The 22,880-nt window shown below is 70.9% G+C and carries 20 protein-coding genes; 12 read left to right on the top strand and 8 right to left on the bottom strand.

Annotation, left to right across the window (positions count from 1 at the left end):
• Window positions 1-90 precede the first annotated feature (90 nt).
• The 4 genes from CP978_RS09320 (at window position 91) to CP978_RS09335 (ending at window position 3,825) form a co-directional block, all read left to right on the top strand.
• Window positions 91-882 carry an AAC(3) family N-acetyltransferase gene (locus tag CP978_RS09320; RefSeq protein ID WP_043439311.1) on the top strand — a complete coding sequence of 264 codons (792 nt, stop codon included), beginning with the start codon at window positions 91-93 and terminating at the stop codon, window positions 880-882.
• 66 nt (window positions 883-948) lie between these two features.
• Window positions 949-1,872 (top strand): ABC transporter ATP-binding protein, encoded by a 924-nt coding sequence (locus CP978_RS09325; protein ID WP_043439314.1) that lies wholly within the window; start codon window positions 949-951, stop codon window positions 1,870-1,872.
• Between the two features lie 124 nt (window positions 1,873-1,996).
• Window positions 1,997-2,713, top strand: a complete 717-nt coding sequence (locus tag CP978_RS09330; RefSeq protein WP_221501236.1) for an ABC transporter permease — start codon at window positions 1,997-1,999, stop codon at window positions 2,711-2,713.
• A gap of 104 nt (window positions 2,714-2,817) precedes the next feature.
• Complete coding sequence (locus tag CP978_RS09335) at window positions 2,818-3,825, top strand: COX15/CtaA family protein (protein WP_043439318.1); 1,008 nt, start codon at window positions 2,818-2,820, stop codon at window positions 3,823-3,825.
• 49 nt (window positions 3,826-3,874) lie between these two features.
• On the opposite strand, the gene CP978_RS09340 is transcribed toward CP978_RS09335, so the two are convergent.
• From CP978_RS09340 to CP978_RS09350, 3 genes are all read right to left on the bottom strand, one after another.
• Window positions 3,875-4,981 carry an amidohydrolase family protein gene (locus tag CP978_RS09340; RefSeq protein ID WP_043439320.1) on the bottom strand — a complete coding sequence of 369 codons (1,107 nt, stop codon included), beginning with the start codon at window positions 4,979-4,981 and terminating at the stop codon, window positions 3,875-3,877.
• A gap of 126 nt (window positions 4,982-5,107) precedes the next feature.
• A complete protein-coding gene (locus tag CP978_RS09345; protein ID WP_043439322.1) occupies window positions 5,108-5,473 on the bottom strand; it encodes a hypothetical protein in 366 nt (121 codons plus the stop codon).
• Between the two features lie 135 nt (window positions 5,474-5,608).
• The gene (locus tag CP978_RS09350) at window positions 5,609-6,622 is read right to left on the bottom strand and encodes a heme o synthase (RefSeq protein ID WP_376697989.1); all 1,014 of its coding nucleotides are present in this window, start codon (window positions 6,620-6,622) and stop codon (window positions 5,609-5,611) included.
• A 413-nt stretch (window positions 6,623-7,035) separates the two neighbouring features.
• On the opposite strand from CP978_RS09350, the gene tkt reads away from it, so the two are divergent.
• The 6 genes from tkt (at window position 7,036) to CP978_RS09380 (ending at window position 14,575) form a co-directional block, all read left to right on the top strand.
• The gene (tkt, locus tag CP978_RS09355; RefSeq protein ID WP_043439325.1) at window positions 7,036-9,123 is read left to right on the top strand and encodes a transketolase; all 2,088 of its coding nucleotides are present in this window, start codon (window positions 7,036-7,038) and stop codon (window positions 9,121-9,123) included.
• A 34-nt stretch (window positions 9,124-9,157) separates the two neighbouring features.
• Entirely contained in the window at window positions 9,158-10,276 is a 1,119-nt protein-coding gene (gene tal, locus CP978_RS09360) for a transaldolase (protein ID WP_043439327.1), read from the top strand.
• Between the two features lie 4 nt (window positions 10,277-10,280).
• Window positions 10,281-11,813, top strand: a complete 1,533-nt coding sequence (zwf, locus tag CP978_RS09365) for a glucose-6-phosphate dehydrogenase (RefSeq protein WP_150478177.1) — start codon at window positions 10,281-10,283, stop codon at window positions 11,811-11,813.
• A complete protein-coding gene (gene opcA / locus CP978_RS09370) occupies window positions 11,810-12,868 on the top strand; it encodes a glucose-6-phosphate dehydrogenase assembly protein OpcA (protein WP_043439329.1) in 1,059 nt (352 codons plus the stop codon). The genes zwf and opcA overlap by 4 nt, the downstream gene beginning before the upstream one ends.
• Window positions 12,865-13,647, top strand: coding sequence for a 6-phosphogluconolactonase (gene pgl, locus CP978_RS09375; protein ID WP_043439332.1), 783 nt, complete (start codon window positions 12,865-12,867; stop codon window positions 13,645-13,647). Before opcA ends, pgl begins: the two co-directional genes overlap by 4 nt.
• Before the next feature lie 142 nt (window positions 13,648-13,789).
• Window positions 13,790-14,575 (top strand): alpha/beta fold hydrolase, encoded by a 786-nt coding sequence (locus tag CP978_RS09380; protein ID WP_043439334.1) that lies wholly within the window; start codon window positions 13,790-13,792, stop codon window positions 14,573-14,575.
• Window positions 14,576-14,647: 72 nt separating this feature from the next.
• On the opposite strand, the gene CP978_RS09385 is transcribed toward CP978_RS09380, so the two are convergent.
• From CP978_RS09385 to CP978_RS09405, 5 genes are all read right to left on the bottom strand, one after another.
• Window positions 14,648-15,487, bottom strand: coding sequence for a carbohydrate ABC transporter permease (locus CP978_RS09385; RefSeq protein ID WP_043439336.1), 840 nt, complete (start codon window positions 15,485-15,487; stop codon window positions 14,648-14,650).
• Complete coding sequence (locus CP978_RS09390; protein WP_043439338.1) at window positions 15,484-16,848, bottom strand: ABC transporter permease subunit; 1,365 nt, start codon at window positions 16,846-16,848, stop codon at window positions 15,484-15,486. Before CP978_RS09390 ends, CP978_RS09385 begins: the two co-directional genes overlap by 4 nt.
• Before the next feature lie 6 nt (window positions 16,849-16,854).
• Window positions 16,855-18,186, bottom strand: coding sequence for an ABC transporter substrate-binding protein (locus tag CP978_RS09395; protein ID WP_150478178.1), 1,332 nt, complete (start codon window positions 18,184-18,186; stop codon window positions 16,855-16,857).
• 49 nt (window positions 18,187-18,235) lie between these two features.
• Entirely contained in the window at window positions 18,236-19,882 is a 1,647-nt protein-coding gene (locus tag CP978_RS09400; RefSeq protein WP_227745345.1) for a glycoside hydrolase family 13 protein, read from the bottom strand.
• Window positions 19,883-20,049: 167 nt separating this feature from the next.
• Window positions 20,050-21,321, bottom strand: coding sequence for an ABC transporter substrate-binding protein (locus CP978_RS09405; protein WP_043439339.1), 1,272 nt, complete (start codon window positions 21,319-21,321; stop codon window positions 20,050-20,052).
• Between the two features lie 288 nt (window positions 21,322-21,609).
• Here CP978_RS09405 and CP978_RS09415 point away from each other — a divergent pair, with 288 nt between their 5' ends.
• Complete coding sequence (locus CP978_RS09415; RefSeq protein ID WP_043439341.1) at window positions 21,610-22,125, top strand: PadR family transcriptional regulator; 516 nt, start codon at window positions 21,610-21,612, stop codon at window positions 22,123-22,125.
• Window positions 22,122-22,874 (top strand): ABC transporter ATP-binding protein, encoded by a 753-nt coding sequence (locus tag CP978_RS09420; RefSeq protein WP_043439342.1) that lies wholly within the window; start codon window positions 22,122-22,124, stop codon window positions 22,872-22,874. The genes CP978_RS09415 and CP978_RS09420 overlap by 4 nt, the downstream gene beginning before the upstream one ends.
• The last annotated feature ends 6 nt before the right edge of the window (window positions 22,875-22,880 follow it).

Here is a 22,880-nt window from a genome sequence, read left to right on the forward strand (position 1 = left end):
CTTAGGCATACCTAAGGTGACCTGCGCAAACGATCTCCGATCGATCGAGGGGGTGGCGGTCGCCGGCGGCACGGGGAAGACTCCGGGACCATGCCCGCACCCCTTCCGACCGGCCCTCTTGTGACCCGCGACACCCTGTGCGCGCAGCTGCGCACGCTCGGCGTACGGCCCGGCGAGACCCTCCTCGTGCACTCCTCGCTCAGCTCGCTCGGCTGGGTGTCCGGGGGCGCCGTCGCGGTCGTCCGGGGACTGCTCGACGCCCTCGGGCCCGACGGCACCCTGGTGGTCCCCACCCAGTCCGGCGACCTCTCGGACCCCGCGCTGTGGAGCGCCCCGCCGGTGCCCGAGGAGTGGTGGGAGACGATCCGGTCCACGATGCCCGCCTACGATCCGCTGATCACCCCTTCGCGCGGCGTCGGGGTGATACCGGAGACCGTGCGCACCTGGCCCGGGGCGCTGCGCAGCGCCCACCCGCAGACCTCCTTCGCGGCGGTCGGCCCCCGCGCGGCGTGGATCACGCGGGGACACGCTCCCGACTGCCGGCTCGGCGAGCGGAGCCCGCTGGCCCGGCTGGAGGCGCTCGGCGCCCGGGTGCTGCTGCTGGGCGCGGGCTACGAGTCCTGCACCAGCTTCCATCTGGCCGAGTACCGGATCCCCTCCCCGCTCGTCCGGGTGGGACGGCCGGGACCGTCCGGCTGGGAGGAGCCGGAGGAGGTGTCGATCACGGGGGAACGGTTCGACGAGCTGGGCCACGACTTCGAACGGGACCGCCCGGTGGCGCGGGGCAGGGTGGGCGCGGCGGTCGTACGCCTGTTCCCCGTGGCGGACGCGGTGGCGTACGCGGAGCGCTGGCTGGCCCTGCACCGTCCCCGCGAGGTGTGAGCCCGCGGGGACGGATCCCGGACCCCCGCGTCGGGCACCCGGCCGGCCTCCCTAGACTCTGGACCCATGCGAAGTGAGCCGGTCGTCCAGGTCCGGTCCCTGGTGAAGCGCTATGGCGCGAAGACCGCGGTGGACGGCCTCGATCTGGTGGCCGGGGCGGGTGTCACCGCCGTGCTCGGCCCCAACGGGGCGGGCAAGACGACCACGGTCGAGACCTGCGAGGGGTACCGGAAGCCGGATTCCGGCACGGTGCGCGTGCTGGGCCTCGACCCGTTCCGTGAGGCGTCCGCGCTGCGCCCCCGCATAGGGGTCATGCTCCAGTCCGGCGGTGTCTACTCGGGCGCCCGCGCCGACGAGATGCTCCGCCATGTCGCCCGGCTGCACGCCCATCCGCTGGATGTGGACGCCCTGATCGAACGGCTGGGCCTGGACAGCTGCGGACGGACCTCGTACCGGCGGCTCTCGGGCGGCCAGCAGCAGCGGCTCGCGCTGGCCATGGCCGTCGTCGGCCGGCCCGAACTGGTCTTCCTGGACGAGCCGACCGCCGGACTCGATCCCCAGGCCCGCCGGGCCACCTGGGACCTGGTGCGCGATCTGCGCGCCGACGGCGTGTCCGTGATCCTGACCACCCACTACATGGACGAGGCCGAGCAGCTCGCCGACGATGTCGCGATCATCGACGCGGGCCGGGTCGTCGCCCAGGGCACCCCCGAGGAGCTGTGCCGGGGCGGTGCGGAGAACACCCTGCGCTTCACGGGGCGCCCCGGCCTCGACATGGCGTCGCTGCTGAAGGCCCTTCCGGCCGACTGCACCGCGACGGAACCGACCCCGGGCACCTACCGCGTCGTCGGCAAGGTCGACCCTCAGCTGCTCGCGACGGTCACCTCCTGGTGCGCCCAGAACGGGGTGATGCCGGACCGGATCTCCGTCGAACGGCACACGCTCGAGGACGTCTTCCTGGAGCTCACGGGGAAGGAGCTGCGCTCATGACGCGGCACACCGGCACCGCCCCCGGACCGGGGTCCAGGGGGGAACTCACGGGGAAGGAACCACGCTCGTGACGAGCATCACCGGCAGGTACGCCCCGGAGCCGGGAGCCGCGCCGCTTCCGCGCATGATCGCGGCGCAGGCGGCGCTGGAGACCCGGATGCTGCTGCGCAACGGCGAGCAGCTGCTGCTCACGGTCGTCATCCCCACACTGCTGCTGGCCCTCTTCAGCTCCGTCGACATCGTGGACACCGGTGCCGGCAAGGCCGTCGACTTCCTGGCGCCCGGCATCCTGGCACTCGCCGTGATGTCGACCGCGTTCACCGGGCAGGCGATCGCGACCGGTTTCGAGCGCCGCTACGGCGTGCTGAAGCGGCTCGCCTCCTCACCGCTGCCGCGCTGGGGGCTGATGGCGGCCAAGACGGCGTCCGTCCTGGTCACCGAGGTCCTCCAGGTGATCCTGCTGGCGGTGATCGCCTACGCGCTCGGCTGGTCGCCGCACGGCGATCCGTTCTCCGTGCTGCTTCTGCTGGTCCTCGGCACGGCGGCCTTCTCCGGGCTCGGTCTGCTGATGGCGGGCACGCTGAAGGCCGAGGCCACCCTGGCCGCCGCCAATCTGGTCTTTCTGCTGCTGCTCGTGGGCGGCGGCGTGATCGTCCCGCTGGACAAGTTCCCCTCCGGCGCCCAGGACGTCCTCGGTCTGCTGCCGATCTCCGCGCTCTCCGACGGCCTCCGGGAGGTCCTCCAGCACGGGGCCGGAACGCCCTGGGGCGACCTGGGGATCCTGGCGGTGTGGGCCGTGCTGGGCCTGGCCGCGGCCGGCCGGTTCTTCCGCTGGGAGTGACGGCCCGGGGAGGCTGGGAGCGACCGCCCAGGACGACCGCCGCCGGTGGCCTCCCACCCCCGGGCACGACCCCTCGTGAAAGCGTGCACAAGCGGACCCCTACCATGAAGAGCGTGCCAAACGTGACCCGCGCCGATGCCGTAGCGGCCATCCGCAATCCGCTCGCCTTCATCGCCGAACGCTGGACTCCGGACCCCCGGACGGTCCGGCGGGCGGCACTCGCCGCGCTCGTGATGTCGGTGGTCATCGTCGTCACCGGCGGTGCGGTGCGTCTGACCGGCTCCGGGCTCGGCTGCCCGACCTGGCCGCAGTGCACGGACGGCTCGCTGACCACGACCCGGGCGATGGGCGTGCACGGCGTCATCGAGTTCGGCAACCGCATGCTGACCTATGTGCTGTGTGCGGCGGTCGGCTGGGCGATCGTCGCGGCCCGCTCGCAGAAGCCGTGGCGACGCGGCCTCACCCGGCTCGGCTGGGCGCAGTTCTGGGTGGTGATGGGCAATGCGGTGCTCGGCGGCATCGTGGTGCTGGTCGGCCTCAACCCGTACACCGTGGCCGCGCACTTCCTGCTCTCCACGGCACTGATCACGGTGGCCACGGTGATGTGGCAGCGCACCCGCGAGGGCGACGCCGCGCCGCGTCCGCTGGTCGGCAAGGCGGTGCGGCAGCTGGTGTGGTTCCTGGTCGTCGCCGCGGTGCTGCTGATCGCGGTGGGCACGGTGGTCACCGGCGCGGGCCCGCACGCGGGTGACTCCAGCGAGGTCGACCGGATCCACATCGACTGGGAGACGGTCGCCAAGGTGCACGCCGTGCTGGCCTGGATCGTGGTGACGCTGACCTTCGCCCTGTGGTTCATCCTCAAGGCGGTCGACTCCCCCGCGAGCCCGCTGCGCCGCACCCGGGAGCTGTTCATGGTGCTGCTGCTCCAGGGCGTGCTGGGCTATGTGCAGTACTTCACCCATCTGCCGGAGGTCCTGGTCGGCCTCCATATGTTCGGCTCCTGCCTGGTGTGGATCGGGGTGCTGCGGGTGCTGCTGTCGCTGCGCGAACGCGCCGGGGCGGCACCGGATCTGCCGGGCCCCCCGGCGGAACCCGCCCTCGCCGCCGCCTGACACCCGCCCCCGCGGGACGCGCAGCGCGGGGCCGGCGGGTCCTTACGGCTCACTTCAGTCCGTAGATCCGCCGGGCGTTGCCCGCGGCGATCATCTCCGCGACCCGCCGCGCGTCCGCAGGCGACCAGGCGCCCCCGGTGACCCAGTCCCCCAGCAGCCGGGAGAGCGCCTCACGGAACAGACAGGCGCCGACCACATGGAGTTCGGGCAGACCGTGGGCGCCGCTGGAGAAGAGGAGCTTGCCGAAGGGGGCCAGCTCCAGGACCTCGGCGAGCACATCCGCGGCCCGGGCACCGGTCCGCAGGAACACCGCGCCCAGGTCCGCATGAACATGAGGGAACACCCCGGCCAGATGGGCCGCGTGCCGGTGGTAGGGATAGCCGTGCAGCAGCACGAGATCGGTGCCGAGACCGGCCGTGGCGCGCACGAAGTCGGTGAGCAGGACCGGGTCGGTACGGTCGATGCGCAGCCCCGGTTCGCCGAGTCCCGCGTGGAGCTGGAGGGGCCGGCCCGAGGCCACCGCGCTCCACAGCAGATGGCGCAGCAGCACCGGGTCCGAGAGGGCGCCGCCCACCCGGCGGCCCGCGAGCCAGCGCCCCGCCGCACCGCGCACCTCCCCCGGCCCGGGAGGCTCCGGCGCGAGCGCCAGACCGTGGCGTACGCCCGCCACCGAGGTGAAGGCCACCGCGTGCGCCGCCGCCCCGTGCACCGACTCGGCGAGATTGCCGAGAAAGGACTCCACCGTGCCCGAGGTGTCGGCCACCTGTTCGGCGAGCAGCTCCAGGCGGACGATCTCATGGGCCTCGGCCGCTCCCGTCGCGGCCATCTCGGCGGGCCCGGTGAGATCGCCGGGCAGTCCGGTGTCGACCAGGTAGGTGGTGATGCCGCTGCCCCGCAGCAGTCTGCGCCCCGCCTCCAGGACCCCGAGTTCACGGCGCCGCGCGAGATAGCGGGCGGGCGGGCAGTGCGGTTCCAGACCGAGCAGCGGCGGACACCAGCGGCGTACGGCGAAGCCGGTCTGGGTGTCGAAGAGGGTGGTGCCGGCGGCCGGCGGGCCCTCAGTGCGGGCGAGGTGGGCCTCGAAGGTGCCGAGGCCCAGCTCGGTACGGAGCACACCGTGGCAGTACTGGTCCACCAGGGACGGCATTTCGATCATCCGGACTCCCCGCGACTGGACCGTGCCTCCACAGGGTCCTAACGGGTGAACCGGGCGTGAGGTGTTGCTCCCCCGTCCCCCGGGCGCGGGACCGGCGGGAACGGCCGCCGGATCCAGGTGCCGGTCTCAGGCGCCCTGCCGGCCGCCCAGCTGGAGCCCCGCCATGCGCTTCCATTCGTACGGGCCGGTCCTGACCTTGCCCGCGAGCTCCCCGTCGAACGCCTCATGGACGGTGATCCCGGAGATGCGCACGGCCTCCTCGGCGATCGCGTACGTGGGTGCGAAGAGGTCGCCCCAGTCGCCGTCCTCGCCGACGAGCACGATCCGGGCGCCGCGCTCCCCGACGTACGCCACCTGTCCCTCGGCACCGCCGTGCTGCCGGGCGAAGGCGCCGATCTGCCGGGCGAGCCGGGCCGCCGTGCGCTCCGCCCCGGCGGCCTTCCGGGCCTCGGGGCCCGCGTCGAACTGCTGCGTGTCTGCCGTGTCTGCCATGGTCAGGATGCTACCGATGAGTAAACCGCAGGGCGACGGCAAGGCCGCGTGGCCTGGGACACGGAGCACCGCGCCCCGGAAGGCCGCGCCCGGCGCATCGCGGAGGCACGGACCCCGGGCCTCGGCCCTCAGGCCTCAGCGCAGGAACGGATCCACCGCGACCGCGACGAACAGCAGCGAGACATAGGTGATGGACCAGTGGAACAGCCGCATCTCCTTGAGCTTCCCGCCCGTGACCTCCGCCTTGGCGCGGTTCTGCAGGGCGTGGGCCTCCCACAGCCACCAGCCGCCGGCCGCCACGGCCACCACCGTGTAGAACCATCCGGTGTAGCCGAGCGGGGTGAGCAGCAGCGAGACCGCGACCATCACCCAGCTGTAGATCACGATCTGGCGGGCGACCACCTTGTTGGAGGCGACGACCGGCAGCATGGGCACACCCACGCGCGCGTAGTCCTCCTTGACCTTCATGGACAGCGGCCAGTAGTGCGGCGGCGTCCAGAAGAACATGACCAGGAAGAGGATGATCGGGGCCCACGACATGGAGTTGGTGACCGAGGACCAGCCGATGAGCACCGGCAGACAGCCGGCGATGCCGCCCCACACGATGTTCTGCGAGGTGCGCCGCTTGAGGATCATCGTGTAGACGACGACATAGAAGAGGAGCGCGCCGAGCGAGAGCCAGGCGGACAGCCAGTTGACGGTGAGACCGAACAGCAGGGTGGAGACGATCCCCAGGGTGATGCCGAAGGCGAGGCATTCACGGGGGCTGACCATCCCCGTGACCAGGGGACGCTGTGAGGTGCGGTCCATCAGCGCGTCGATGTCACGGTCGATGTACATGTTCAGCGCGTTGGCGCCGCCCGCGGACAGATAACCGCCGAGGCAGGTGAGCAGCACCAGCTTGAGGTCGGGCACGCCCTGCTGGGCGAGGAACATCACCGGCACCGTGGTGATCAGCAACAGCTCGATGATCCGCGGCTTCGTCAGTGCCACGAATGCCTTGACCCGGGCCCCGAACGACCGCCGGGTCCGGCTGCTGCTCGTCCCGAGCTCTCTCGCGGCCGGGAAGGCGGTGCCCGCACTCTCCCCCATGGCCTTGAGGGCAAGGGAGGCATTCCCGGGACGGGATTCGACGGCCGTCACGTACACCCCTGACAGAGACATCTCAGCGAGCGCGCCGGGTGTGAATGCCCGGTACATGCTCGCGCGTACTCACGCAACTTTAGACGTTGCCCCCAGACCGCCCTCCTCGGGGGTCGGTCGTGTTGGGACGGCCGCGCTCGGGGGGCGGCGGCGCCGGGCGGACCCGCGGTCAGAAGCGGGATCGCGCCCCGGACGGCCCCGGAATCAGGAGCAGGATCCTGCTCGGTTGAGCGCTCTTCTGACGCCGTCCGTATTCAGTTGCGAAATGCACGAACGCGCTGATCGGGAGGCAGACAGTGGCCGCTCCCGGCAGTCTGGAATGACTCGAAAGATGCATGTACCGACGGGGGTAGGCTCAGCACCGGCCGGTGCCCCCAGTGCACCGGCATTCGACATGTGGAGAGGAGCCCTGACCCAGGGTGATCACCAAGCCGACCACACCAGACCTCGAGTGGACCGAATTGGACCAGCGGGCCGTCGACACCGCCCGCGTCCTGGCCGCCGACGCCGTACAGAAGGTCGGCAACGGCCATCCGGGTACGGCGATGAGCCTGGCTCCGGCCGCCTACACCCTCTTCCAGAAGGTGATGCGCCATGACCCGGCGGATCCCGAGTGGGTGGGCCGCGACCGGTTCGTCCTGTCCGCCGGCCATTCGTCGCTGACCCTCTACACCCAGCTCTACCTGGCCGGTTTCGGTCTGGAGCTGGACGATCTGAAGTCCTTCCGCACCTGGGGCTCCCGGACCCCCGGCCACCCCGAGTACGGGCACACGCCGGGCGTGGAGACGACCACCGGCCCGCTGGGCCAGGGTGTCGCCAATGCGGTGGGCATGGCCATGGCCTCCCGCTACGAGCGCGGCCTGTTCGACCCGGAGGGTCCCGAGGGCGCCTCGCCCTTCGACCACTTCATCTACTGCATCGCCGGTGACGGCTGCCTCCAGGAGGGCATCTCGGCCGAGGCGTCCTCGCTGGCCGGTCACCAGAAGCTCGGCAATCTGATCCTGCTGTGGGACGACAACCACATCTCGATCGAGGGCGACACGGAGACCGCGATCTCCGAGGACACGGTCAAGCGGTACGAGGCGTACGGCTGGCATGTGCAGCGCGTGGCGCCGAAGCCGGACGGCGACCTGGACCCGCACGCCCTCTACGACGCGATCGAGCAGGCCCGGAAGGTCACGGACAGGCCGTCCTTCATCGCGATGCGCTCGATCATCGCCTGGCCGGCCCCGCACGCGCAGAACACCGAGGCCGCGCACGGCTCGGCACTGGGCGAGGAGGAGGTCGCGGCCACCAAGCGCGTCCTCGGCTTCGACCCGGAGCAGACCTTCGAGGTCTCCGACGAGGTCATCGGCCATACCCGCAAGGCCCTGGAGCGGGGCCGTCAGGCGAAGGCTGAGTGGGAGAAGTCGTTCCAGGAGTGGCGCAACCGCGCCGGGGAGCACGTCGCCGAGTTCGACCGCATCAGCAAGGGTGAGCTGCCCACCGGCTGGGAGGAGAAGCTCCCGGTCTTCGAGACGGGCAAGGGCGTCGCCACGCGTGCCGCCTCCGGCAAGGTGCTGCAGGCCCTCGGCGCGGTCGTCCCCGAGCTGTGGGGCGGTTCGGCCGACCTGGCCGGTTCCAACAACACCACCATCGACAAGAACAGCTCCTTCCTGCCGGCGGACAACCCGCTGCCGAGCGCCGACCCCTACGGCCGCACCGTGCACTTCGGCATCCGCGAGCACTCCATGGCCGCGGAGATGAACGGCATCGCCCTGCACGGCAACACCCGTGTCTACGGCGGCACCTTCCTGGTGTTCTCCGACTACATGCGCAACGCGGTCAGGCTGTCCGCGCTGATGCATCTGCCGGTGACCTATGTGTGGACGCACGACTCCATCGGCCTGGGTGAGGACGGCCCCACCCACCAGCCGGTCGAGCACCTGGCCTCGCTGCGGGCGATCCCGGGTCTGAACGTCGTCCGCCCCGCCGACGCCAACGAGACCGTGATCGCCTGGCGCGAGATCCTCAGGCGCTGGACCAAGGAGTTCGGCAAGGGCGCCCCGCACGGTCTGGCGCTGACCCGTCAGGGTGTGCCGACCTACGAACCCAACGAGGACACCGCGCGCGGCGGTTATGTGCTGGCCGAGGCCGAGGGCGGCGAGCCGCAGGTCGTCCTGATCGCCACCGGTTCCGAGGTGCACCTGGCCGTCGAGGCCCGTGAGCAGCTCCAGGCCGAGGGCGTGCCGACGCGGGTGGTGTCGATGCCGTCCGTGGAGTGGTTCGAGGAGCAGGAGCAGGGGTACCGGGACAGCGTCCTGCCGCCGTCGGTGAAGGCGCGGGTCGCGGTCGAGGCCGGGATCGGCCTCACCTGGCATCGCTTCGTGGGGGACGCCGGCCGCATCGTCTCCCTGGAGCACTTCGGTGCTTCGGCGGACGGCAAGGTCCTGTTCCGTGAGTTCGGTTTCACTCCCGAGAACGTCGCCGCCGCCGCCCGGGAATCGATCGCCGCAGCCCGGCGCTGACGCTGATACACGACACGTAGGAGATGCAATTTCCATGACAGACGCACTGAAGCGCCTCTCCGAGGAAGGCGTCGCGATCTGGCTGGACGACCTGTCGCGCAAGCGGATCACGTCCGGCAATCTCGCCGAACTGATCGACGAGCAGCACGTCGTGGGCGTCACCACCAACCCGACGATCTTCCAGAAGGCGATCTCGGCGGGGGACGGTTACGAGCGGCAGCTCGCCGACCTGGCCGCCCGCAAGGTCACCGTCGACGAGGCCGTCCGCATGATCACCACGGCGGACGTCCGGGACGCCGCCGACATCCTGCGGCCGGTGTTCGACGCCACCCAGGGCCAGGACGGCCGGGTGTCGATCGAGGTCGACCCGCGGCTGGCGCACCGTACCCGCGCCACCATCGCCGAGGCCAAGCAGCTGGCCTGGCTCGTCGACCGCCCGAACACGCTCATCAAGATCCCGGCCACCGAGGCGGGGCTTCCGGCGATCACCGAGACCATCGCGAACGGCATCAGCGTCAATGTGACGCTGATCTTCTCCCTGGAGCGTTACCGCGCGGTGATGGACGCCTACATCACCGGTCTGGAGAAGGCGAAGGAACGCGGCCTGGATCTCTCCAAGATCCACTCGGTGGCGTCCTTCTTCGTGTCCCGGGTGGACTCCGAGATCGACAAGCGGCTGGACGCCCAGGGCACGCCCGAGGCCAAGGGGCTGCGCGGCAAGGCGGCGCTCGCCAACGCGCGGCTCGCCTACCAGGCGTACGAGGAGGTGTTCGGCGGCGACCGCTGGCTGGCCCTCGACAAGGCGCAGGCCAACAAGCAGCGCCCGCTGTGGGCCTCCACCGGCGTCAAGGACCCGGCCTACAAGGACACCCTGTACGTGGACGACCTGGTGGCGCCGAACACGGTGAACACCATGCCCGAGGCCACCCTGCTGGCCACCGAGGACCACGGCGACATCACCGGCGACACCGTCACCGGCACCTACGAGCAGGCGCGCGCCGATCTGGACGCGATCGAGCGGCTCGGGATCTCGTACGACGACGTGGTCCAGCTCCTGGAGGACGAGGGCGTCGAGAAGTTCGAGGCCTCCTGGAACGACCTGCTCGAGTCGACCGAGGCGGAGCTCCGGCGCCTCGCCCCCTCGGAGGGCTGAGACCTTGACATCCGTACACGAAGCGAATCCGCTTCGTGACGCCGCGGACCGACGGCTCCCGCGCATCGCGGGGCCGTCGGGCCTGGTCATCTTCGGCGTTACAGGCGATTTGTCGCGCAAGAAGCTGATGCCCGCCGTCTACGACCTCGCCAACCGTGGTCTGCTGCCGCCGGGCTTCTCCCTCGTCGGCTTCGCCCGCCGCGAGTGGCAGGACGAGGACTTCGCCCAGGAGGTCCATGACGCCGTCAAGCAGCATGCCCGCACGCCCTTCCGCGAGGAGGTCTGGCAGCAGCTGATCCAGGGCATGCGTTTCGTCCAGGGCACCTTCGACGACGACGACTCCTTCGAACGGCTGCGCGGCACCATCGAGGAGCTGGACAAGGCGCAGGGCACGGGCGGCAACTTCGCCTTCTATCTCTCTGTGCCGCCCCGGTCCTTCCCGGTGGTCATCCAGCAGCTGAAGAAGCACGGTCTGGCCGACCAGACCGGCGGCTCCTGGCGGCGCGCGGTGATCGAGAAGCCCTTCGGCCACGATCTGAGGTCGGCCGAGGAGCTCAACGCGATCGTGCACGAGGTCTTCGCCCCGGACCAGGTCTTCCGCATCGACCACTATCTGGGCAAGGAGACCGTCCAGAACATATTGGCGCTGCGCTTCGCCAACACGATGTTCGAGCCGATCTGGAACCGGTCCTTCGTGGACCATGTGCAGATCACCATGGCCGAGGACATCGGCATCGGCGGCCGGGCCGGCTACTACGACGGCATCGGTGCCGCCCGCGACGTCATCCAGAACCACCTGCTCCAGCTGCTGGCCCTCACGGCCATGGAGGAGCCCGCCTCCTTCGACGCGGATGCGCTCGCCGCCGAGAAGACCAAGGTCCTCGGGGCGGTCCGGCTGCCCAGAGAGCTGGGCCGGGACACCGTGTTCGCGCAGTACGCGGCCGGCTGGCAGGGCGGCGAGAAGGCGGTCGGCTATCTCCAGGAGGAGGGCATCGACCCCGCCTCCACGACCGACACCTATGCCGCGGTCAAGCTGGCCATCGACAACCGCCGCTGGGCGGGCGTGCCCTTCTATCTGCGCACCGGCAAGCGGCTGGGCCGCCGGGTCACCGAGATCGCGGTCGTCTTCCAGCGCGCCCCGCACTCCCCCTTCGACACCACCGCCACCGAGGAGCTCGGCCAGAACGCGGTCGTCATCCGCGTCCAGCCCGACGAGGGCGTCACCGTGCGCTTCGGCTCCAAGGTGCCGGGCACCTCGATGGAGATCCGGGACGTGTCCATGGACTTCGCCTACGGCGAGTCCTTCACCGAGTCCAGCCCGGAGGCCTACGAGCGCCTGATCCTGGACGTGCTGCTCGGGGACTCGAACCTGTTCCCGCGCACCGAGGAGGTCGAGCTGTCCTGGAAGATCCTCGACCCGATCGAGGAGTACTGGGACACGCACGGCAAGCCCGCGCAGTACCCGGCCGGCACCTGGGGGCCCGTCGAGGCCGACGAGATGCTCGCACGAGACGGACGGAGCTGGCGCAGGCCATGAAGATCGACCTCACGGACACCACGGCCAGCAAGATCAACAAGGCGCTGGTGCAGGGACGCCGTGCCATCGGCACCCCCGCCGTGGGCATGGTGCTCACCCTGGTCATCGTCACCGACGAGGAGAACGCCTACGACGCGCTGAAGTCCGCCAACGAGGCCTCGCGCGAGCACCCCTCGCGCACCCTGGTGGTCATCAAGCGGATCTCCCGTTCCCCGCGCGACCGCACCTCCTCCCGGCTGGACGCCGAGGTCCGGGTGGGCGCGGACGCGAGCACCGGGGAGACGGTGGTGCTGCGGCTGTACGGCGAAGTGGTGAACCACGCGGACTCCGTGGTGCTGCCGCTGCTGCTGCCGGACGCCCCCGTCGTGGTGTGGTGGCCGGCCGACGCGCCGCTCGACCCGGCCAACGACCCGCTGGGCGCGCTCGCCCAGCGCCGGGTCACGGACTCCTACACGGCCGAGGCCCCGGTGCGGGAGCTGAACGCCCGCGCCGACGCCTACACGCCCGGCGACACCGATCTGTCGTGGACCCGCATCACGCCCTGGCGCTCGATGCTGGCCGCGGCCCTCGACCAGGTCACCTGCGAGGTCACCACGGTCGAGGTGGAGGGCGAGGAGTTCAACCCGAGCTGTGAGCTGCTGGCGATGTGGCTCGCGGACCGGCTGGACGTGCCCGTCATGCGCTCCCGGTCCGCAGGGCCCGGCCTCACCGCCGTCCGGTTGGGCACCAGCTGCGGTCCGATCGTCCTCGACCGGGCGGACGGCTCGCTCGCCACGCTCTCCATCCACGGTCAGCCCGACCGCGCGGTGGCGCTGAAGCGGCGCGAGACCTCCGAGCTGATCGCGGAGGAGCTGCGCCGGCTCGACCCGGACGACACCTATGCCTCGGCGCTGCGCTACGGCGTGGACCGGCTGGGCGCCCCGGCGAAGCCCGCGGGAGCCCCGGCCGGGCAGCCCCCGGTGAAGGAGGCGGACGTGGCCGGAGGCCCCGAGCCGGGGCAGACGCAGGAATCGGCCCCGCAGTCCGGCTCCGCGCACCGGGCGGCGGCGCAGTGAGCACCCCCCAGCTCGTCGTGCACCGCGACAAGGAGCTGATGGCCCAGGCCGCGGCGGCCCGGCTGATCACCAAGGTGGTGGACGCCCAGGCCTCGCGCGGCTCCGCCTCGGTGGTGCTCACCGGCGGGCGCAACGGCAACGGTCTGCTGGCCGCGCTCGCCGAGGCGCCCGCCCGGGACGCCGTCGACTGGAGCCGCATCGACCTGTGGTGGGGCGACGAGCGCTATCTGCCGGAGGGCGACCCGGAACGCAACCACACCCAGGCCCGCGAGGCGCTGCTGGACGCCGTGCCGCTGGACCCGGAGCGGGTGCATCCCATGCCCGCCTCCGACGGTGCCTACGGCGCCGATGTGGACGCGGCGGCCGAGGCGTACGCGGCGGAGCTGGCCCGGGCCGCGGGGCCCGAGAACCACGGTGCGGTGCCCGCGTTCGACGTGCTGCTGCTGGGGGTGGGCCCGGACACGCATGTGGCCTCGCTCTTCCCCGAGCTGCCCGCGGTGCGGGAGACAGAGTCCCCGGTGGTCGGCGTGCACGGCGCGCCGAAGCCGCCGCCGACCCGGGTCACCCTGACCCTGCCCGCCATCCGGTCCGCCCGCGAGGTGTGGCTGCTGGCGGCCGGCGAGGACAAGGCCCGGGCGGTGGCCATCGCCCTGTCCGGCGCGGGCGAGATCCAGGCCCCGGCGGCCGGCGCGTACGGCAGGTCCCGCACCCTGTGGCTGCTGGACGCGGCAGCGGCGTCCCAGCTCCCGAGATCCCTGTACCCGCCCGCCTCACCGTGAGGAACGCGCGGCGGCTCCCCCGGCGAAACGCCGGACGGGCCGTGCCGGTGCCCCGGGCTCCGCAAGTCGGAGCCCGGGGCATGGTGCTGTAGCGACCCATTTTCGGGTGACACCCGCGCGGTGACGCTGCGAGCATCTGCGGATGCTCATACTTGCCGATGATCTCGGCCGTCTTTCCTATGCCGTCGAGGGCGACGGACCCCCTGTCGTCCTTGTGCACGCGGGCGTCGCCGATCACCGTATGTGGGACGCGATCGTGCCCGGTCTCGCGGAGCGGCACACCGTCGTCCGGTACGACCTGCGGGGCTTCGGTGCGTCCGAGCCCCCGACCGGCCCGTTCGACGAGGCCGACGATCTGCGCCGTCTCCTGGACCGTCTCGGGCATGAACGGGTCCGGCTCGTCGGCGCGTCCTGGGGCGGTCGGGTGGCCCTGAACTTCGCTCTGGCCCACCCGGACCGGGTGTGTTCCCTGGCACTGCTCGCCCCGCCCTGGCCGGGATACGACTGGTCCGCGGACATGGTCGCGTACGACGAGGCGGAGACGGCGGCCCTGGCCTCGGGGGACATGGAGGCCGCCGTCCGTGTCAACCTGGACATGTGGCTGCGCGGGCCGGCTCGAGAGTGGGAGGACGTCGCGCCCGGTCTCGCCGACGGGCTCCGCGGGCCGATGCGCACGTCGCTGGTCAATCAGGGCGTCGTGGAGGAGCACTCCCGGTCCACCGCGCCCGGCGATCTCGCCGCTGTCTCCGTCCCCGTGCTGGTGGGGACCGGACGGCTGGACGTCGCCGACTTCCAGGACATCGGCCGGCGGTACGCCGCCGAGATCCCCGGTGCCAGTCTGGTCGAGTTCCCCACCGCGGCTCATCTCATCGCACTGGACGCGCCCGCCGAACTGTTGTCGGTACTGGTCCCGTTCCTCGACCTGTAGGGGCCCGCCCTGACAAACGACGGGCGGGAGGACGCCTGCCCGCGCCCGTCCCGCCCGCCCGCTTACGCGCCCCTACTTCACCGACCCGGCCATGACTCCCTGGACGAAGTGCCGCTGGAAGGCGAAGAACACCGCCACCGGAACGATCAGGGACAGGAAGGCCCCGGGGGCCAGGACATCGATGTTGCTGCCGAACTGCCGTAGCTGGGTCTGGAGTTCCACGGTCAGCGGCTGGGAGGAGCCGTCGGCGAACAGCAGGGCCACCAGCATGTCGTTCCACACCCAGAGGAACTGGAAGATGGCCAGGCTGGCGAGGGCGGGCCGGCCCACGGGCAGCACCAGGCGGGTGAAGATCCGCCATTCGCTGCCGCCGTCCATCCGCGCCGCCTCCAGCATCTCCTTGGGCATCTCGGCGAAGTAGTTCCGCAGCAGGAACACCGCGAACGGCAGTCCGTACGCCACATGGAACAGCACCACTCCGGGGATGGTGCCGAACAGCCCCAGCTGCCCGAAGAGTTTGGCGACCGGCAGCAGACCGATCTGCACCGGCACCACCAGCAGCGCCACCACCAGCAGGAAGAGCGGTTCACGGGCCGGGAAGTCCAGCCAGGCGAAGGCATATCCGGCGAGCGCCGCGATGATGACGACCAGCGCGGTGGTGGGCACCGAGATCATCACGGTGTTCCAGAACGCCTGGGTCATCCCGGCGTTCTTCAGCAGCGCCGAGTAGTTGTCGAAGGACATCTGTGCCGGGGCGGACAGCGCCGTCCACCAGCCGCCCTTCGCGGTGTCCTCGGGCGAGCGCAGCGACGCGACGAACAACCCCGCCAGGGGGGTCAGCCAGATCAGCCCGACCACCACGAGGAACGCCTGGACCAGACCGTTGCCCAGGCCGCGCCTGATCGCGTTCATCGCTGACTCCTTCGGAAACGACGGACGTTGAAGACCATCGCGGGGATCACCAGCAGCAGCAGAAGCACGCCGAGCGCGCTGCCGAGGCCCTGGTTGTTGCCGCCGCCGAAAGACACCAGCCACATCTGGGTCGCGAGCACGGTCGCGTCCTCCTGCACCGGACCGGGCGCGATGATGTAGACGAGGTCGAAGACCTTCATCACATTGATCACCAGGGTCACGAAGACCACGGTGAGCACCGGTGCGAGCAGCGGCACCGTGATCCGGCGGAAGATCTGCCACTCGTTCGCCCCGTCGATCCGCGCCGCCTCCAGCGCGTCCCGCGGCAGGGTGGACAGGCCCGCGCCGATCAGCACCATGGCGAAGCCGGTCCAGATCCACAGATAGGCCCCGATGATCGCCGGTGTGACGAGTGTCGGGCCGAGCCAGGAGATCCCCTGGTAGGGCGGTGCGAAGTTGGACGCCGGCAGCTTCAGCGTGTACGAGCCGGCGGCCAGCTGGGAGAAGTGGAAGGAGCCGTCGGACGCGGTGGTGGTGCTCGCGACGGTCCGGCCGTCGCGCAGCGCCTCCACCCGCATCTTCGGCAGGCCGCTCTCCTGCGCGTCGACCTTGCCCTGCTGTCCGCCCCCGCCGGGCGTGAAGTCCAGATAGACCACGCCGCGCAGCTCGTCGGCGGCCGCCTTGCGCCCGGCCGCCGCGGCGGCGGGTTCGGCCCCCGCGGGCAGGTCCTTGGGCAGGACGCCGACCATGGGCAGCACCACCGAGTCACCCGGCGAGACGCCCGCACGGGTGCGGTAGGAGCCGTCCGCGGACGCGCTCAGCGCCTCCCCCTCACGGGCCCGGGCCGTCGGGTACGACGAGGAGCCCTTGAAGGCGTCGTGGACCGAGACCACGGCGGCGTTCAGCACACCCTTGTCCGGGTCCTCGTCATAGGCGAGCCGGAAGGTGATGCCCGCGGCGAGGAAGGACACCGCCATCGGCATGAACAGCAGCAGCTTGAACGCCGTCGCCCAGCGGACCTTCTCCACCAGCACGGCCAGGATCAGTCCGAGCCCGGTCAGCAGCGCCGGGGCCACCACCACCCAGATGGTGGTGTTGCGGATGGCCTTCAGCGTCGCCGGGTCGCGGAACATCTCGGTGTAGTTCTCGCCGCCCACGAACCGGTTCCCGGAGGCGTCGAAGAAGCTGCGCCCGATCGAGAACAGCACCGGGTAGACGACGAGGGCGCCCAGCAGCAGCAAGGCGGGGAAGGCGAACAGCAGGGCGGCGGCCCGCCCGCGCCGCCGCGCGCGCCGGGCGCGTTCCGCGCCGGCCGCGGGCGGCGGCGGGCCCGCCTCTTTCACGAGCGTGGTGGCGGTCATGCCCGGTCAGCCCCGGTACGCCTTGGCCGCCGCGTCCTCCAGCTTGGCCGCGGTCGCCTTGGGGTCGGAGGGGTCGCGCAGGAAGTCCTGGAGGAGCTTCCACTCGCCGACGCCCTTGGTGCCGCCGAAGGCCGCCGGCGCCATGTCCGACATGTCGTAGCGCACCGAGTCCGCGTCACCGGCCTCGATCAGCGACTTGGCGGTGGCACGGGTGACGTCGTCGCTGTAGGAGGCGAGGTCGAGCTTCTTGTTCGGGGACAGGAAGCCGCCCGCCTTCGCCCACACGGCGGAGGCCTCCGGGGTCGCCAGGTACTCCAGGAGCTTCATGCCGGCCTTGGCGTTCTTGCCGTCCTTGAGGGCGACCGCTGCGTCACCGCCGCTGACCACGGGCGCGTTGCCGCCGTCGACCGCCGGGAACGGGAAGAAGTCGGCGTCCTTGCCGATGGTCCTGCCGAACTGGTCGTGGGCGACGCCGGCGACGAAGTCGCCCTCGTAGACCATGCCGGCCTCGGGCTTGGGACCGAAGACCTTCTCCACGGAACCCGGGAAGTCGGTGTTCAGGGCACCCTTCTGGCCGCCCGCGATCAGCTGCTTGTCCTTGAAGAGCTTGCCGAGGGTGCCGAGCGCCTTGACCACGCTCGCGTCAGTCCACTTCAGCTCGTGGGACGCCAGGGCGTCGTACTTCTCGGGCCCGGCCTGGGAGAGATAGATGTTCTCGAACCAGTCGGTGAGCGTCCAGCCGTCCTGTCCGGCGACCGCGAAGGCGGCGAGGCCCGAGTCGGAGACGGTGTGCCCGGCCTTCAGCATCTCGTCGTAGGTCTTCGGCGCCTCGATGCCGGCCTGGGTGAAGGCGTCCGGGCTGTACCAGACGGTCGACTTGTGGGCGGCCTTGAAGTACAGGCCGTAGAGGGTGCCGTCGACGCTGCCGTAGCTCTGCCACACCTTCGCGTAGCCGTCGTTCACGCTCTTCTGCGCGGTCTCGGACAGCGGCTTGAGCCAGCCCTCCTTGGCGAACTGCTGGAGCACGCCGACCTGCGGGACCATCACGACATCGGGTGCGTTGCCGCCCTCGATCTTGCTGCCGACGACCGTGGAGACATTGTCGCCGGTGGAGATGAACTGCGTCTTGGCGCCGGTCTTCTCGGTGAACGCGTCCAGCACCTTCTGGAAGTTCTTCTGCTCGCTGCCGGACCAGACACCGGCCACGGTGACGGTCTGGCCGCTGAGCTCCTTGTCGCCGCCGCCCGCGGACACGGGCTCGCCGCCGCAGGCGGTGGCGCCGAGCGCCAGGACGAGGGCGGTGCAACCGGTGAGGAGGGTGGTACGTCGTCTCATCATCGTTGATGTCCCTTCGAGAGAGTGGGAGTTGACGGGAACCGGAGGAGGATCAGAGGCCGCTGCCGTCGCTGATCCACCACGCGGCGGTCGAGCCGGGGAGTTCTCCGGGCGGGCAGGGGCCGCTGGCGAGCAGCGGGGTGCCCGGGACCGGGGCGGTCGTGGGTGCCGTGCCGAAGTTGACGGCGCAGACCAGGTCGTCGCCGCGGACGAAGGCGAGCACGTCGGGCGGGGTGTCGAGCCAGCGCAGGGTGCCCTCGCCTAGCTGGGCCAGCGCGGTGCGCAGTTGGAGGCCGTCGCGGTACAGATGCCAGAAGGAGCGGGTGTCGGCGAGGGCACGGTCGGTGGCGTGCTCGGCGAACCAGTCCGGCTGCGGCAGCCACGGCTTGGCGCCCTCTGCCCCTGAGGTGAAGCCGAACGGGGAGGCGTGTCCCGACCAGGGCAGCGGCACCCGGCAGCCGTCGCGGACGCGGGCGCGGCTTCCGGTGCGCCGGAAGATCGGGTCGGTGAGCACGTCGTCGGGCAGGTCGACGACCTCCGGCAGCCCCAGTTCCTCGCCCTGGTAGATATAGGCGGCGCCGGGCAGCGCGAGCATCAGCAACGCGGCGGCGCGGGCCCGGGCGGCACCCAGGCCGCTGCCCTCGACGGCCGGTTCCCCGTAGCGGGTGACGGTGCGGACCTGGTCGTGGTTGTTGAGCACCCAGGTGACCGTGGAGCCGGTGCCGGCGATGTCCTGCATGGCCTCGGAGACGACCTTGCGGAAGGCGTCCGGGTCCCAGGGGGCGCTGAGCAGGTCGAAGAAGAAGGCCTGGTGGAGCTCGTCCGGGCGGACGTACTGCGCGTGTTCGCGGGCGGTGGGCACCGAGACCTCGCCGACCAGGAGCCGCTCACGGCCGTCGCGTGCCGTGTACTCCTCGCACACCGCGCGCCAGTGCCGCCACACCTCGTGCACCTCGGGCTGGTTCCAGGCGAGCGGGTTGACCGAGTCGCGGGTGCGGGCGTCGGCCTCCGGGTCCGGGGAGTCGGGCAGTTCGGGGTGCTTGAAGAGTCCGGCGGCGACATCGATACGGAAGCCGTCGACGCCCCGGTCCAGCCAGAAGCGCAGCGCATGGTCGAAGTGGGCGGCGATCTCGGGGTTGCGCCAGTTCCAGTCGGGCTGCTCGGGGGTGAACATATGCAGATACCACTGGCCGGGGGTCCCGTCCGCCTCGGTGACCCGGCTCCAGGCCGGACCGCCGAACATGGCGTGCCAGTTGTTGGGCGGCTCGGCGCCGCCGGGGCCGCGGCCCTCGGCGAAGTGGAAGCGGGCCCGGGCCGGGCTGCCGGGCGCGGAGGCGAGCGCCTCGCGGAACCACGGGTGCTCGCTGGAGCAGTGGTTGGGGACGATGTCGAGGAGCACCTTGATGCCGAGGCGCCGGGCGGCCGCCATCAGCCGGTCGAACTCGTCGAGATCCCCGAAGAGCGGGTCGACGTCGCAGTAGTCGGAGACGTCGTAGCCGTGGTCGTGCTGGGGCGAGGGAAAGAACGGGCTCAGCCAGATCCCGTCCACGCCGAGCTTCTTCAGATACGGCAGCCCTGCTCTGACCCCGGCCAGATCGCCGATGCCGTCACCGGTGCTGTCCAGGAAGCTGCGGACATACACCTGGTAGATCACTGCATCGCGCCACCAGCGGTGGGTGTCGATGTGCTTGAGACTCACCCCGTCGACCTGTCTGTGCGTGCTTACGGTTATGCATGCATGTTAAGTAGGCGTGTCATAAGGGTGTCAATGAACCGACGTAAGATACCGGGGAGTTGGCCCTGATTATGGGGATATATCGGGTCACTGAAGAGCGAAGAGAGACCCGGGCGTTACCTAACAAGTAACTAGCGGTGGGAGAGGGCGGCCAGCTCCCGCGCCAGCCGTCGCACCGCGCTCTCGGGCGTCTCGTGCCCGGTCAGCGCGTCATGCACGACCGCCTGCACCGCCAGGCTGACCTGGTCGTAGCGCGGGCTCTTGGGGCGCGGGGCGGCAGCCAGAACGCTCGCCCGCAGGGTCGGCAGATACGGGAACTCCCGCACCAGCGTGGGATCGTCGTAGAGCGCGGCCCTCACCGGGGGCAGCGCGCCGCGGGTGAGGACCTCGCGCTGCACCCGCTCGCCGGTGAGATACCCGATCAGGCGCATGGCCGACTCCGGGTGCCGCGCATGGGTGTTGACCGCCAGATTGGAGCCGCCCAGAACGCTGGTCCCCGGCCCCTCGGGCCCCGGCAGCGGCACGGCACCGGTCTTCCCGGCGACCTCGGAGCCCGGCGCGGAGGCACTGACGTACGCGTACGGCCAGTTGCGCAGGAAGAGCAGCCGACCGTCCTGGAAGGCCTGCCGGGACTCCTCCTCCTTGTAGTTCAGCGCCTCCTCGGGGATCCAGCCCTCGCGCAGGCCCCGGGCGAGATAGCCGATGCCCTCGCGGGCCGCGGCCGAGTTCACCGTGACGCGCTCGCCCTCATCACCCAGGATCGTGCCCCCCGCCGAATACACGGCCTCGGCCGCGTTGACGGTGAGTCCCTCGTACGGCAGGAACTGCCCCGCGTAGCCGTCCAGCCCGTACTTCGGGGCGATGGTCTTCGCGGCCTGCTCCAGTTCGCTCCAGGTGCGCGGCGGCGCGACGCCCTCCTTCTCGAGGATGTCCTTGCGGTACAGGAGCAGCCCGGCGTTGGTGACGTACGGCACCGCGTACAGATGTCCGTCGTAGGTCGCCGTGTCGACGACCGGCGGCAGGAAGCTGTCCAGCGGGAAGCGCTCGCGCGGCAGCGGGCGGATCCAGCCCGCGGCGGCGAACTGGGAGGTCCAGGCGACATCGATGTTGAGGACGTCGAAGCGGCTGCGCTCACCGGCGCGCAGATCCGTGGTCATCTGCGCATGGGTCTCGTCGGCGGAGTCCGGGAGTTCGACGAGGGTGACCCGCTCATCGGGGTGGGTGCGGTTCCAGCCCTCCAGCACCGCTCCGAGATAGCCGGTGAGGTCGCCCGCGGTGGCCAGGGTGAGCGGCCCGCGTCCGCCCGAGGCACCCTCGTCGGCCTGGGCGCCCGAGGTGACACAGCCGGTCAGCACCACGGCCAGGACCAGAAGGAACCGGCCGGCGGCGTGCCTCCACCGCATGGTCCCTCCCTGTGCACCGGCACCGGGCATCGTCGTCCGGCGTCCGAGGCCATGTATACCTGTTAGGTATGGGCGATACTAGTGCCGCGGCAGGCAACGTTCGCCCGTGAAGGAGCGGCGTCCGGTGCGTGCTCTCGGTGTGCCGGCCGGAAGTCCTCGTACTGGACGTACTTGGGCTTGCGGCCGGTGCGGCGAGAGTGCGTGCCGGGCGTCGCGACGGGGCGAACGTTGCCTGTCGGGGCACTAGGCCCCTGGAGCACATACCGGGATCCGAGGAGGACAGCACGAGTGCGCCTGCCCCTCCTGGCCCTCCTCGCGCGCGGCCCCGCCCACGGCTATGAGCTCAAGCAGGACCTTGAGCAGCTCCTGGGCTCCGCGTACCCTCAGCCGAACGTCGGCCAGATCTATGTGACCCTGGGCCGTCTCGAGAAGTCGGGGCTGATCGAGGGCGAGGAGGTCGAGCAGTCCAGCCGGCCCAACAAGAAGATCTACCACCTCACCGACGCCGGGCGGGAGGCACTGCGCGCCTGGTACGAGGAGACCACGGACGAGCCTCGGGTACGGGACGAGTTCTTCATGAAGCTGGCCCTGGCTCCGCAGACCCGTCTCGCCGACCAGATCGCCCTGATCAACAAGCAGCGGCGCCAGTACCTCAACACCATGCGCAGCCTGTCCAGACTGGCCGCCGCCGAAGACCGCGACAACAAGACGGCCCATCTGCTGATCGAGGGCGCGATGCTGCATCTGCAGGCCGACCTCGACTGGCTGGAGCGGTGCCAGGAGGAACTGGAGGAGCTGGAGTGAGCGAGCACCCCGCTCCTGTGCTGCGGGCCGAGGGCCTGGTCAAGACCCATCACGGCGAGGGCGCGCCCGCCCATGCCGTGCGCGGGGTCGATCTGGAAGTGGCCCGGGGCGAGTTCGTGGCCGTCACCGGGCCCTCCGGCGCGGGCAAGTCGACCCTGCTGCATCTGCTGGGCGGGCTCCAGCGTCCCGACGCCGGCAGCATCTGGCTGGACGGCGAGTGCACGGACTCCTACGGTGAGGCGCGCTGGGCCGTGGAGCGCAGAAAGCGCATCGGGATCGTCTTCCAGTTCTTCAATCTGGTGTCCAATCTGTCGGTCGCGGACAATGTCGAACTGCCCGCGCTGCTGGCCGGCCTCCCGCCGCGGCAGGCCCGTTCCGAGCGCGAGGAGCTGCTGGCCGAGCTGGGCCTCACGGGCAAGGAGCGCAGCATGCCGGGCGAGCTGTCCGGCGGTGAACAGCAGCGGGTCGCCCTGGCCCGGGCCCTGGTCAACCATCCGCCGCTGCTGCTCGCCGACGAACCCGCGGGCAGCCTCGACAGCAGGGGCACCCGCGAGGTGATGCGGCTGCTCTCCCGCTTCCATCAGCGCGGCCAGACCATCCTGCTGGTCACCCATGACGCCCGGCTGGCGAGCGCCGCCGACCGGGTGATCAGCTTCTTCGACGGCCGGATCGTCGACGACGCGGCGCTGGACGGCAGCACCCCGTCCCGCAGGGGCGGCGCCTCCGGTGTGCTGGAACTGAGGGACTGATCCACC

The organism is Streptomyces nodosus, assembly GCF_008704995.1.
Classification (GTDB): domain Bacteria; phylum Actinomycetota; class Actinomycetes; order Streptomycetales; family Streptomycetaceae; genus Streptomyces; species Streptomyces nodosus.

What these genes read in the sequence shown, in the direction of transcription:
- CP978_RS09320 (WP_043439311.1), top strand. Translation starts at nt 91, where the DNA reads ATGCCCGCACCCCTTCCGACCGGCCCTCTTGTGACCCGCGACACCCTG.
- CP978_RS09325 (WP_043439314.1), top strand. Translation starts at nt 949, where the DNA reads ATGCGAAGTGAGCCGGTCGTCCAGGTCCGGTCCCTGGTGAAGCGCTAT.
- CP978_RS09330 (WP_221501236.1), top strand. Translation starts at nt 1,997, where the DNA reads ATGATCGCGGCGCAGGCGGCGCTGGAGACCCGGATGCTGCTGCGCAAC.
- CP978_RS09335 (WP_043439318.1), top strand. Translation starts at nt 2,818, where the DNA reads ATGAAGAGCGTGCCAAACGTGACCCGCGCCGATGCCGTAGCGGCCATC.
- CP978_RS09340 (WP_043439320.1), bottom strand. Translation starts at nt 4,981, where the DNA reads ATGATCGAAATGCCGTCCCTGGTGGACCAGTACTGCCACGGTGTGCTC.
- CP978_RS09345 (WP_043439322.1), bottom strand. Translation starts at nt 5,473, where the DNA reads ATGGCAGACACGGCAGACACGCAGCAGTTCGACGCGGGCCCCGAGGCC.
- tal (WP_043439327.1), top strand. Translation starts at nt 9,158, where the DNA reads ATGACAGACGCACTGAAGCGCCTCTCCGAGGAAGGCGTCGCGATCTGG.
- opcA (WP_043439329.1), top strand. Translation starts at nt 11,810, where the DNA reads ATGAAGATCGACCTCACGGACACCACGGCCAGCAAGATCAACAAGGCG.
- CP978_RS09380 (WP_043439334.1), top strand. Translation starts at nt 13,790, where the DNA reads ATGCTCATACTTGCCGATGATCTCGGCCGTCTTTCCTATGCCGTCGAG.
- CP978_RS09385 (WP_043439336.1), bottom strand. Translation starts at nt 15,487, where the DNA reads ATGAACGCGATCAGGCGCGGCCTGGGCAACGGTCTGGTCCAGGCGTTC.
- CP978_RS09390 (WP_043439338.1), bottom strand. Translation starts at nt 16,848, where the DNA reads ATGACCGCCACCACGCTCGTGAAAGAGGCGGGCCCGCCGCCGCCCGCG.
- CP978_RS09395 (WP_150478178.1), bottom strand. Translation starts at nt 18,186, where the DNA reads ATGATGAGACGACGTACCACCCTCCTCACCGGTTGCACCGCCCTCGTC.
- CP978_RS09405 (WP_043439339.1), bottom strand. Translation starts at nt 21,321, where the DNA reads ATGCGGTGGAGGCACGCCGCCGGCCGGTTCCTTCTGGTCCTGGCCGTG.